General features: G+C 56.1%; 11 protein-coding genes. 8 read left to right on the forward strand and 3 right to left on the reverse strand.

Annotation, left to right across the window (positions count from 1 at the left end):
* Nucleotides 1-308 precede the first annotated feature (308 nt).
* Together BG52_RS07990 and BG52_RS07995 are read left to right on the forward strand one after the other, a co-directional pair.
* On the forward strand, nucleotides 309-1487 hold the full coding sequence (locus BG52_RS07990) for a KamA family radical SAM protein (protein ID WP_144340767.1): 1179 nt from the start codon (nucleotides 309-311) through the stop codon (nucleotides 1485-1487).
* Nucleotides 1488-1614: 127 nt separating this feature from the next.
* A complete protein-coding gene (locus tag BG52_RS07995; RefSeq protein ID WP_223298954.1) occupies nucleotides 1615-2766 on the forward strand; it encodes a YheC/YheD family endospore coat-associated protein in 1152 nt (383 codons plus the stop codon).
* A gap of 94 nt (nucleotides 2767-2860) precedes the next feature.
* On the opposite strand, the gene serA is transcribed toward BG52_RS07995, so the two are convergent.
* Together serA and BG52_RS08005 are read right to left on the reverse strand one after the other, a co-directional pair.
* Entirely contained in the window at nucleotides 2861-4453 is a 1593-nt protein-coding gene (gene serA, locus BG52_RS08000) for a phosphoglycerate dehydrogenase (RefSeq protein ID WP_036582683.1), read from the reverse strand.
* A 356-nt stretch (nucleotides 4454-4809) separates the two neighbouring features.
* Nucleotides 4810-5724 carry a hypothetical protein gene (locus BG52_RS08005; RefSeq protein WP_036582680.1) on the reverse strand — a complete coding sequence of 305 codons (915 nt, stop codon included), beginning with the start codon at nucleotides 5722-5724 and terminating at the stop codon, nucleotides 4810-4812.
* Between the two features lie 72 nt (nucleotides 5725-5796).
* Between BG52_RS08005 and BG52_RS08010 the strand changes: the two genes are divergently transcribed.
* From BG52_RS08010 to BG52_RS08020, 3 genes are read left to right on the forward strand one after another with little or no spacing between them, the layout of a single operon-like run.
* Nucleotides 5797-6390, forward strand: coding sequence for a CPBP family intramembrane glutamic endopeptidase (locus BG52_RS08010; RefSeq protein ID WP_036582677.1), 594 nt, complete (start codon nucleotides 5797-5799; stop codon nucleotides 6388-6390).
* On the forward strand, nucleotides 6387-6626 hold the full coding sequence (locus tag BG52_RS16045) for a hypothetical protein (RefSeq protein WP_036582676.1): 240 nt from the start codon (nucleotides 6387-6389) through the stop codon (nucleotides 6624-6626). Before BG52_RS08010 ends, BG52_RS16045 begins: the two co-directional genes overlap by 4 nt.
* A gap of 20 nt (nucleotides 6627-6646) precedes the next feature.
* Complete coding sequence (locus BG52_RS08020) at nucleotides 6647-7507, forward strand: metallophosphoesterase (protein ID WP_036582673.1); 861 nt, start codon at nucleotides 6647-6649, stop codon at nucleotides 7505-7507.
* 3 nt (nucleotides 7508-7510) lie between these two features.
* On the opposite strand, the gene BG52_RS08025 is transcribed toward BG52_RS08020, so the two are convergent.
* Nucleotides 7511-8497 carry a polysaccharide deacetylase family protein gene (locus tag BG52_RS08025; protein WP_051587631.1) on the reverse strand — a complete coding sequence of 329 codons (987 nt, stop codon included), beginning with the start codon at nucleotides 8495-8497 and terminating at the stop codon, nucleotides 7511-7513.
* A 156-nt stretch (nucleotides 8498-8653) separates the two neighbouring features.
* Here BG52_RS08025 and BG52_RS08030 point away from each other — a divergent pair, with 156 nt between their 5' ends.
* From BG52_RS08030 to BG52_RS08040, 3 genes are all read left to right on the forward strand, one after another.
* Nucleotides 8654-8971 carry a hypothetical protein gene (locus BG52_RS08030; protein WP_036582671.1) on the forward strand — a complete coding sequence of 106 codons (318 nt, stop codon included), beginning with the start codon at nucleotides 8654-8656 and terminating at the stop codon, nucleotides 8969-8971.
* A gap of 194 nt (nucleotides 8972-9165) precedes the next feature.
* Complete coding sequence (locus tag BG52_RS08035; RefSeq protein ID WP_036582669.1) at nucleotides 9166-9780, forward strand: genetic competence negative regulator; 615 nt, start codon at nucleotides 9166-9168, stop codon at nucleotides 9778-9780.
* A 149-nt stretch (nucleotides 9781-9929) separates the two neighbouring features.
* A partial coding sequence (locus tag BG52_RS08040) for a Glu/Leu/Phe/Val family dehydrogenase (protein ID WP_144340772.1) occupies nucleotides 9930-10444 on the forward strand: 515 nt, incomplete at its 3' end.

A 10444-nucleotide genomic window follows, 5' to 3' on the forward strand; every position in this document is an offset into this window, starting at 1 on the left:
CCAGCAGGACTTGAGCTCGTCTAATAGCCCGTGCGGATGACTTGCCTTGAAAGCCGTGTGCGGGAAATCCGCATGCACGGTTTGACGGGGAGTCCGGGGGAGTAATCCCCCGTCTTACCCTACTAAAATATGTTGAAAATGCAAGCTCGCTACCACATGAGCGGATTTCAATTCTTTTTCCACATTAGCTATCACCTATACTTCCATTGCCGCATTTACTATCTTCGATTCGATAGAAGGGAGTGCGCGGCAGATCGATTCCACACTCAACGATGAAGGGAGAAAGTGAATTGCAGGTCAAATACAGCATGAATTTGCATGATATCCCCGGATTGACCGAGGGTGAGCGCGAGTCGTTGCAGCAGGTTGCCGATAAGTTCGTTTTTCGCCTGAACGATTACTATTTGAGATTGATAGACTGGTCGAATCCGGGCGATCCCATCCGTCGTCTTGTCATTCCAAATGCAAGCGAGCTTCGCGAATACGGGCGTTGGGACGCTTCGGATGAGGATACCAACTACGTCGTCAAAGGCTGCCAGCACAAATACAAAACGACGGCGCTGCTCATCGTCTCAGAGGTTTGCGGGGCTTATTGCCGGTTTTGCTTTCGGAAAAGGCTGTTCCGGGCAGACGTGAAGGAAGCGATGCCCGACGTCCAGGAGGGCCTTGACTACATTGCAAGAACGACGGAGATCAACAATGTGCTGCTGACGGGCGGCGATCCGCTGATTCTGGCTACCAAGAAGCTGCGGGGGATCATCGAAGCGCTGCGAGCCATCGATCATGTCAAGATCATTCGGATCGGCTCGAAGCTGCCTTTATTCAATCCGATGCGAATTTACGAGGATGAGGAACTGCTGGATGTGATCCGCACCTATTCCTCGGAGGAAAAACGGATCTATATCATGGCGCATGTCAATCATCCCAGGGAGCTGACGGAAGAAGCGGTCAAATGCTTCAAAGCGTTGTATAACGCGGGCGCGATCGTCGTCAATCAAACGCCTGTGCTTCGGGGGATCAATGACGATCCGGCGGTGCTGGGCGAATTGCTGGATCGGCTGTCGTGGGCGGGCGTGACGCCTTACTATTTTTTTATCAACCGGCCCGTAGCCGGAAACAGCGGGTTCGTTCTTCCGCTTGAAGAGGTTTACCGCATCGTTGAAAGCGCCAAAGCCAGAACGTCCGGACTGGGGAAAAGGGTCAGGCTGTGCATGAGCCACACATCGGGCAAAATTGAGATTCTGGCGATCGAGGACGGAAAAGCATACTTGAAGTATCATCAATCCCGCGAAGGGGAGTACGGCAAATTGATGATTCTCGATTGCCCCAAAGAGGCAACCTGGTTCGACGAGCTCCCGGGACATGAGCAATATTGGCAGAAGCCCGTCAAGCGGACCGACGAAGTCGTGTCCGTGAATGAGCTTCCGGATATGCCGCGCGGCAACGGAGGGCGTGCCAAGGATTTAAAACGAGTGGACCAGAGGTGAATTGGATATGGCTGTTTCCCGCACATCGTCAGCCGATCGAAGCACGTTAGTCGGCGTCCTGCTGGGAAGGAAGCAAATACACAGAATACTGGAAACGCAAGAGGCGTTCAGCAGAGTAAAGGAGCTGGTGGAAGCAAATAAAGTCGCGCATACCGAACTCCATTTTTTTGCAGGCAAGGACGTGGATTTCAAAGAGCGCCGCATTCGCGCCATTCATTTCAATTATGCGGACAACAAATGGGAACGAGGGATACTTGCTTTTCCCGATGTGGTCTACGTGCGCGGCGGTTCCGGTAAACCCGTGAAACAGGTAATCGCGAGGCTAGAGCAAGCGGGCGTTAAGAAAATAAACCCGATTATCGCGTTCAATAAAGGGAAGCTCTATCAGAAATTAAATCTCGATAAAAGCGTGCGTTCCTATCTGCCCGCAACGCAGAGCGTGGAAAATATGGATGAAATCATGAGTATGCTGCAGAAGCTCGGCAAGGTCTATGTCAAGGCATGCCGAGGACGCAAGGGAACGAAGGTGATGCGGATTGAAAAGCTGTCCGGGAACCGGTTTTTATACAGCTATTCCCTTCTGGGCGCATTGGTCCGAAAAACAACGTACGATCGGAGCAGCCTGCAAAGGGCCATCCGCACGTTCTTCAAAGGAAAGAAGGTGATCGTGCAGAAAGCGATCGATCTGGTGAGGGTCGATACGAATCGCCTCTGCGATTTCCGCGCCGAGGTGCAGCGCAATGAGAACGGCGAAATCGAAATTGCAGGCGTCGCCGTACGCGTCGGTCAAAAAAATTCCCCCATCACGACCCATGCAGGCGCATACCGGTATGACACGTATTTGAAAAAGCTGTTCCCCCAGTACTCCAATCAAAGAATATATGGCCTCCTAACCCGAATTCGCGCATTCCTGATGGCGATATACCGCAGTGTGGAAAATACCTATGGGCAATTCGGCGAGATCGGCATCGACTTTGCCGTGGATCGCAACGGCAAGGTATGGCTGATCGAGTGCAACGCGCAATCGGCCAAGGTATCCTTCGGCAAGGCTTACGGAGAGGGGGCGAGAAAGGGATACTTGAACCCGCTGCAGTATGCGAAGACGATTTCACGCAACAATCATCGAACGCATGCCACCCAAGGCGGCAGCTCGGCACAACCGGATGTCGCCAACCGCCGAGGAGCATCCCGTGGCGCCTCGTTCCAGGGCATCGGTTCCCGGAGCTATTTCGATAGTCGCAGCGGCGCTGTCGTAGGCGGCAGGAGGACATCACAGTGATGAACAAAGGGGGGGAGCCTGTTTCGGTAAGGGCTGAATGGCGCACATGAAAAAGAAGCGGCGCGGGGCAGCCCCGTACCGCTTCTTGGTATGATCAAACGAGCATTATTTCTTTGGCGTTGTTGAGATCAGGCAGCTTGGCGACTTCAGAGAGCACTTGCTTCGGAACGCCTTTGTCGACGGTAAGCACCATGATCGCGGCGCCGCCTACAAGCTTGCGTCCGACCTGCATGGTGGCGATGTTGACGTCGTTCGAGCCGAGCAGGGTGCCGACGCGGCCGATGATACCGGGCTTGTCGTTGTGGCTAACCAAAATCAGGTTGCCTTCCGGCGCTACATCGACAGGGTACTTGTCGATTTGCACGATGCGGGCGCCATAGCCGTTCAGCAGCGTTCCGGCCACGAGACGCTCTTCCTGTTTGGTGCGGAGCGAGACGGTGACCAGATTCGTAAAGCCTTTGTGCGCGGTCGATTTCTGGGTGACGATGTTCACGTCGCGCGATTTGGCCAGATGCATAGCGTTGACGACGTTAACCTGATCCGAGCCGAGATGATGCGAAAGGATACCCTTCACAATGTAACGGTTGAGAGGCTGCGTATCGACGTCCGCCAGCTCGCCGGAATAGCTGATCGATATTTCCTGAACGGCGCCTTCGGTCAGTTGGGCGATGAAGCTGCCGAGCTTCTCGCCGAGCGTGAAATAAGGCTGCAGCCTGTTCAGCACGTCGCCGGGAATCGCCGGCATGTTGACCGCGTTTTTGAACGGCTCGTTGCGGAGAATGTGAAGTACCTGCTCCGATACGTCGATCGCCACATTCTCCTGGGCTTCAACGGTAGAAGCGCCGAGATGAGGCGTCACGATAATTCTGGGATGCTTCAGGAACGGATGGTCCGGAGCCGGCGGCTCCACCTCGAACACATCGAATGCGGCCCCGGCGACGATGCCTTGGTCGATCGCTTCGACCAGCGCCTGCTCGTCGATGATGCCGCCGCGTGCGCAATTGACGATGCGCATGCCGTGCTTCATGACCTCGAACTGCGGGCGAGCAATCATATGGCGGGTTTCCGGCGTGAGCGGGGTATGAACCGTCATGAAGTCGGCGTTGCGGACGATGTCCTCAACCGTGGACAGCTTCACGCCGAGCTTCGCAGCGCGCTCTTCTGTCAGGAACGGGTCATAGGCCAAAATTTCCATGCCGAATGCCTTGGCTCTCACGGCTACCTCGCTGCCGATCCGGCCCATGCCGAGCACGCCCAGCTTCTTGTTGCGAAGCTCGACACCAAGGAACGTCTTGCGGTCCCATACGCCGCCGACGGTTTTCGCGTAAGCCTGCGGAATGTGGCGGGCGAGCGCCATCATCATCGCGAAGGTATGCTCGCACGTTGTGATTGTATTGCCGTCCGGCGCATTGATGACGATAATGCCGCGTTCGGTTGCGGCGGCGAGATCGATATTATCGACGCCTACGCCAGCGCGGCCCACTACCTTAAGCTGCTTGCCGGCTTCCATAATGCGTGCTGTGACCTGGGTCTGGCTGCGCACGAGCAGCGCGTCGTATTCACCGATAATGGCGACAAGCTCGTCTTCGCTGAGTCCCGGCTTCTTGTCGACGGCAATGTCGCTTGCGTCGACCAGTTGCTGAATGCCGAGATCGCTGATCGGATCGGATACCAAAACTTTAAACATGAACAAAAACCTCCCAAATTCGTGGCAATAAGTATGGAAAGAAAAAATCCCGCCCCCCGGCAACCCTGCTTCCCGGGACGAGAGATTGCTCCGAAAATCTTATACCGCCGCGCGCCGCCTCACCATGTGTACAAGCCGCGGCTCCCGATGCGTTATTTAACCCTTCCTATTATAACAATGGAGAGGATAATTGCAATCGGCAAACTTGCTGAAATGTGAAAATTTCGTTATTATTGGGCCATAAATCCGAAGGGGGAAGCGAACAAGGCTATGGCCGCCTCCGCCACGATTCGGGCGGAACAGCGGCCATAGCCCTTGCTACAGGGATTCCGTTACGACTGACGCCGGCCGCGATGTTACGAAACGAAGAACGGCAGCTGCGGTAACAGCTCTTTGCCGTAAAAACGCGCTTTGTTCGCTGTAAAATCGCCGATCCGGATCGCTTCCGTGCCGATAAGCAGATCGACGACTGTATTGACGGACTTGGTGCGCATTCTGTCCGCCTGACCCGATGAGAGGAACAAATCCACACGCGCCGTCAGGTCCTGCGGATAGTACGAGGTAAGCAGCTTGCGCCGTTCCAATTGATCCGCCATAAGCTTGTTCTTGATAACGAGCGGCTGCGTTTTCCAGGCGTTCAGATCCATGTTGCCCGCAGTTTCGACATCGGCCGGCATGTTGGGGTCGAGCGACGCGCTCCATTTAAGCATGGCTGTGTAATATTGCTGCTGGGCGATCAGCGCAAATTCCAGCGCTTGTCTGTAATAAGCGTCTTTGCCGAGCTGCGCAACCACCCCTGCGGCGCCCGTCGACCGCGCCTCCGATTGGCTCCGTTCGGCGGCTTGCGCGAACAGCTTTAAGCTCTTGAGCACATTCGTGTGCGACTGGACCAGCAGCGGCGACACGCGGGATACGGTCGCCTTCGACGCTTCCGCGTACTGCTTGTCCGCGAGCGCGGACAGCTCCTTGAGCTTCGCCGAGGGATCCGTGGATAAACCGGTTTTCATTTTGTCGATGTCGGCCACCCATTGACTCACAAATTCACGGTAGGGCAAAAATACGGTATGATAGAAAGAAACGAGATCCTGCTGCTGGTAAGCTGTAACTTTTATCTCGGCATCTCCGTTTAGTTTGTTGGCAGGCGCGTATTTTGCTTCCGTTTTGTCCGCGCCCACCTTGATGCCGACAAAAAATGCCGCTACGGCCACGATTAGCATTAAGATGAAGCCTAGGCTGAACAACATTTCGGTGCGGGTCAATCTCTTTTCCATGACAGTCTCCTTCAATCTAGTTAGTGGATAGTATAGAGTAAGATGATGAAAAAAGAAATATAGGCGGATAATATGAAAAAAATCGACTTGAAAAACATCAAGATACGCAAAGTGACCGTCGACGAGCTGGATGATCGCATGCTGCTCATCAATCTTTACGCGACGCAGGCTCTTACTTTTGTTATCGGCTTGATCTGGATTTTTTTTCAGCGGCAAAATCCGATTTCTCTGTGGAACATTCCGCCGGGAATGGCGTTCGTGTATTGGGGGATCGGGTTGGGGGCGGCCGTGATCGCGGTCGATCTGCTTCTGTCGCGTTGGATACCCGATGAAGCGGCGGACGACGGCGGCGTCAACGATCGCTTGTTCCGCAACCGGCCCGTCTGGCATATCCTGCTCATTTCCTTTGTCGTCTCCATCTGCGAGGAGCTGTTGTTTCGCGGAGCGATTCAGCATTCATTCGGCCCTTATTGGACCAGCATTATATTCGCGGCCATTCATGTGCGTTATTTGCGCCACTGGATACCTACCGGCCTCGTCTTTTCAATCAGCTACGGCTTGGGCTGGATCTACGTGCAGACCGGAACGCTTTGGGCGCCTGTGCTGGCACACTTTGCCGTGGATGCCATCATGGGCTTAATCATACGTTTTCGGAGGGAATCATGAGCGATTTTACGCAGGAAGAGACGATGAAACCCAGAAATCGAAGCGCATGGCAAGACAAAACGGCGCAGGCGGTGCAGGGCCGGAAGGACAAACCCAGGCTGCCGCCGCGCAGTACGAAACATCCCTCGAACAAGCAGCAAATGGCCAAATGGTTCTACCATACGCTAATATTTCTGTTTCTTGTGCTGGCCGCCGGCTTGTTTCTGTTTGGGCGCCAGCTCGCGGGCAATCCATAATTCGGAGAGGGGCGAGCGGAATGCTGTGGCCTGTGGCAATTGCGGCCGGAGCGGCCGTCGGACTGGTCGTCCGGATGGCGTATGAAGCCTTTCGCGCGACGGTCCGTGTGGAGGAGATCGTGCTGCCGCGTCTGCCTGCGTCCTTTGACGGGACGCGTATTTTTTTTATAAGCGATTTGCATCGCCGGACCATTCCGCCGACGCTGATCCGCACGGTAGCGGAGTCGGGCGGCGCCGATCTTGTGTTGGTGGGCGGAGATATGCGGGAGAAAGGGGTGCCGCTGCAGAGGACGAGAAGCAACTTGCGCGCATTGTCGGAGTTGGGGCCGGTTTATGCGGTTTACGGAAATAACGACTACGACGATCGGATCCGCGAGCTGGACGTTTTGCTGCGGGAGGAAAGGGTGACCGTGCTTGCCAACGAATCGGTGCTGCTCGAGCACGCGGACGGCAGCCGTTTCCGTTTGGCCGGGATCGACTATGCGAAAAGCCGCCGCGACCGCGTGGAAATGGCGCTGATCGATCCGATCGATGGAAGCGCGAGTCCTGACCGCGTCTTTACGCTGCTCCTGGCGCATGATCCGGCGATCGCGGACCAGTTGGCGGACGACTCGGCCGGCATGGTCGATCTTATTCTGTCGGGCCACACGCACGGGGGGCAGATCGTGCTGCCTTTTTCCGGCGGCTGGCACCCGGTCAAAGCAGCGCGCCGCTACAGAAGCGGCTGGTTTGCACTGGCGCCGCGCAAACAAACCGGGGGGCACGCCCCGCGGCTGTTCGTGAGCTGCGGCTTCGGCACTACCGGTCTGCCGCTTCGTTTCATGGCGCCTGCCGAATCGCATCTTTTCATTTTGAGAACCGGCGCGCTCAAGCGGCCATAGCGGTTAATGTTTCGTGTCGGTGCCGGACGCTTTCGTTTGGGCCGCTGCCGCTGATGCGGTCCCCGGCAGCTCGATCGTCTCGGGATCGATGAAGCCGTAGCCTTTCGCTTCGAGCTTGGTCAGCAGCCTGTCGAGTGCGTCTGCCGTCCACGGCAGCTCATGCATCAAGATATTGGCTCCGGGGTGCAACTGCTTCATAACGCTCGCGATTACGGCGTCCGGCTTGTTCTTGGCGCTTTTGTCCCAATCGAGCGAGCCGTTGGACCAGGTCATATACAGCAGCCGCTCGTCGGCTGCCGCGGCTTTCACGACATCGCCTCCCGAGCCGAAGGGCGCGCGGAACATTCTCGGCTTTTTGCCGGTCAACTCCTCGACGAGTGTCTGCACATCGCCGATCTGCTTGCGCACTTTCGCTTTGCTCTCGTTCTTTAGATTGATATGATCCCAGGAATGATTGCCGATCGTTTGGCCCCGCTCGGCTATCAGCTTGAGCAGATCGGGATTTTGCATGACACGGTAGCCGTTGACGAAGAACACCGCTTTGGCTTTATGCTTATCCAGCGTGTCCAGCATGTTTGTGAGCCTCTCTTTTTCTTTCGGGCCGTCGTCAAACGTGAGCAGCACGACTTTGTCGGCGACGCCGGGTGCGAGCGGCTCGAACCGGTAATTCTTGTTCATCCGGTACAGGTTTTTTTTCGGCTCGGCCGCTTTATCGGCTTTGTTCGAGGGATCGGGTTTTTCGGTTGGTGCTTGGGTCGTGCTTTTTGTGCCGCTGTCGCCGATTGCACCTCCGCCAGCACCGCCGGCCCCGGTGCTGGCGGATTGTTTTGTGGCCTGATCGCGATTGTCGGTTGCTGCCGCGGAATCCGGAGCAGGCTTGGCGACGTTCTCCTGCGCTGCGGATCCGGACGCGCTCCGATCCGCGGAGCCGCATCCGGCAGCCAGCATCAGCGCCAGCGCCGCCGTCAGCAGCATAGATGTCTTTCTCATGGCGTTTCCTCCGTTTCTGGTGCTTATCCATTGTATCACTTACTCTTTTGGAGCGGCCAGCTACCGTTTTCCTAATATTTAAGCCGAATGGCCCGCCAAGGCAAGGGCAGAATAGGGACGAGGGAATGAATCGCTACTCCAAGGAGGTTTACGGTCATGAAATGGAACGGTTTTATAATGGGTGGCATCGTCGGCGTTGCGGCCGCCGCGTATTTATCCCGGAAGCGCCCGGGCGCTTTCGCTTGGGCGGGCAATGCAACGGGAGACCTCATGTCGGGAATGAAGGGCAGGCTGATCGAAACGGCGCTGAAACGCAAGTTCGGTTCGGAGACCAAAGGCAAGCAGTCGGGAACGGCGGCATCCCGATCGGACGAGAAGTCATGGGATACCATCGAATCGCTGCTTAACGGTGATCCCGAGGTGAAGCGGCAAGCGGACCGCATTCTGTCGGAGTCCTCTTCTGCTTCCCATTAACGGTTGAGGCGAAGGGCCGGCTTTCCGCATGCTCAGCGGGCGCCGGCCCTTTGTTCATCAGCGGATTTTTGCGTATGCTAGTGCAATTCGGGGTAAGACATGATAACATAGTTACATAGAATTTTATTTTAATCACATATTGTATGACGGCTCATACGCTGTTATAACCGATGCTGCAAAGGGGGGATCCCAGCATGAAGATCGAGCGGCTCAGTCAGGACAAGATTCGGATTTTCCTGACGTTCGACGACCTCCTGGAACGGGGAATACAGAAGGATGACATGTGGCGAGAAATACCGAAGGTTCACGAGCTGTTCAGCGAGATGATGGATCAGGCATACAGCGAGCTCGGATTCGATGCCAGCGGCCCTCTTGCGGTCGAAGTTTTCGCTCTCCCGGCACAGGGCATGGTCGTAATCGTGACCCGCGGCAAGACCGAAGCCCACCACAGCGGTTATCCCGGAAGCGACGACGAGCAGGACGAAGATGTGTATGAGATGGAAGTCACGCTGGAGCAAACCGATGTCGTGATGTACGCATTCCGGGATTTCGAGGACGTCATTTCGGTCAGCAAGCAGCTGCTTGCGTCAGGCTTGACCGAGGACGGCCGATTATACGCCTACCGAGGCAAATACATGCTGGCCTTTGATCCGGCCGGCGAAGAGCCTAACCGTAATCACGCTATTATCGCGTTGCTTGCGGAATACGGAGAAGCGACTTCCGTCACGTCGGCTGTGCTGGAGGAATACGGCAAGACCGTCATTGACGCCGGCGCCGTTCGCGAAATTTGCACTCATTTCGAATCTTAATTTATCCGGAAGAGCATCCCGGGCGGTACGCCGTTCGCGGTCGCTCTTTTCTGTTTGTGTGCCGTATTCCGATTTACCTGCATCGCCTCTAGCCGTTTCAATTGCCAAAGGATGGTGTTCAATCCGTGTCCGCACAGAACCATGATTTGATGCTGCAAGCAACCCAAACGGTCATCGAGCAGGCGCTTCGTTCGCTTGGCTACGGAACGGAGATGGTCGAGCTGCTCCGCGAGCCGATGCGCATGATGACGGTCCGTATTCCCGTCCGCATGGACGACGGCTCGACCCGGGTGTTCACGGGCTTTCGCGCCCAGCATAACGATGCCGCGGGACCGACCAAGGGCGGCGTTCGTTTTCATCCCGGCGTCACGGTTGAAGAGGTGAAGGCGCTGTCGATTTGGATGACGTTAAAGTGCGGGATCGCCGACCTGCCATACGGCGGCGGCAAGGGCGGCGTCGTATGCGATCCGCGGAGCATGTCGTTCCGTGAGCTTGAGCGGCTAAGCAGAGGATATGTCCGAGCCATCAGCCAGATCGTCGGACCGACGAAGGATATACCCGCTCCCGACGTGATGACGAATTCCCAAATCATGGCCTGGATGATGGATGAATACAGCCGGATCCGCGAGTTCGACTCGCCGGGATTCATTACGGGCAAGCCGCT

Origin of the sequence: Paenibacillus darwinianus (assembly GCF_000598065.1) — a bacterium.
Taxonomy (GTDB): domain Bacteria; phylum Bacillota; class Bacilli; order Paenibacillales; family Paenibacillaceae; genus Paenibacillus_I; species Paenibacillus_I darwinianus.